At 50.3% G+C, this 1,114-nt stretch carries 2 tRNA genes and 1 rRNA gene; all 3 read left to right on the forward strand.

The annotated features are described in order from the left end of the window. Positions 1–234: 234 nt before the first annotated feature. Positions 235–311: transfer RNA gene (locus tag ACWIB3_RS18580), tRNA-Ile, on the forward strand. A gap of 6 nt (positions 312–317) precedes the next feature. Further along, a tRNA-Ala gene (locus ACWIB3_RS18585) sits at positions 318–391 on the forward strand. 258 nt (positions 392–649) lie between these two features. Further along, positions 650–1,114, forward strand: a 23S ribosomal RNA gene (locus tag ACWIB3_RS18590); the annotation flags it as partial.

Raw genomic sequence — 1,114 nt, forward strand, 5'->3', positions numbered from 1 at the left:
TAACAAGGTAGCCGTACCGGAAGGTGCGGCTGGAATACCTCCTTTCTAGAGCCCGCTCCGGGGGAGCTGCGCCACATACATGATCTATACAGAAAAAAAAGACATTCAGAAGAAAGTGCCCGCCCTGTGGGGAGTATTTAGTAGTGAGTATTTAGTATCTAGAACCTAGATAGTGACGATCTGCAAAAAGCTTCCGACAAACGGTGACACCGAGAGAGAGATGAAAGATAAGCTAGTCCCGTAGCTCAGTTGGTTAGAGCACTACACTGATAATGTAGGGGTCAGCAGTTCAAATCTGCTCGGGACTACCATCACACGGGGGATTAGCTCAGCTGGCTAGAGCACCTGCCTTGCACGCAGGGGGTCAACGGTTCGAATCCGTTATTCTCCACAGGTTAGATATGAGAAGTGAGATCTGAGATATGGGACGGTGCAATGCCGGTCCATGCCAGAGGGTCACGCGGAGCTATGTAGGTTAAGGGATTTTATATCTCATATCCCACATCTCTATACTCACATCTGAACAAAGAGTTCTTTGACATATTGGAAGAAAAGAGATTAACAAGAGAAGACAACAGAGGAGAAGTGTCCCTTTCGGGGCATGGATCCAAAAAGCAACCTACCACTTTGCAAAAGGGGTGGTAGCGTGAAGAAAGTAAACAAGGGCACACGGGGGATGCCTAGGCTCTCAGAGGCGATGAAGGACGTGATAAGCTGCGATAAGCCACGGGGATCGGCAAATGCGAATCGATCCGTGGATTTCCGAATGGGGCAACCCGGCATGTTGAAGACATGCCATCAATTGAGGCGAACGCGCTGAACTGAAACATCTAAGTAGGCGTAGGAGGAGAAAATAACAATGATTTCCCAAGTAGTGGCGAGCGAACGGGAAAGAGCCCAAACCGGTCATGTCACGGCATGGCCGGGGTTGTAGGACCACGATATTGTACTGTGCTATGAACTGGAAGCAGGTGGGAAACTGCGCGACAAGGGTGAGAGCCCCGTACAGGCAAAGAATACAGGCATAGTGGTATCCTGAGTACCGCGGGACCGGAGAAATCCTGTGGGAATCCGCCAGCACCATCTGGCAAGGCTAAATACTCCTGAGAGACCG

This window comes from Sphingobacterium sp. NPDC055431 (genome assembly GCF_053644255.1).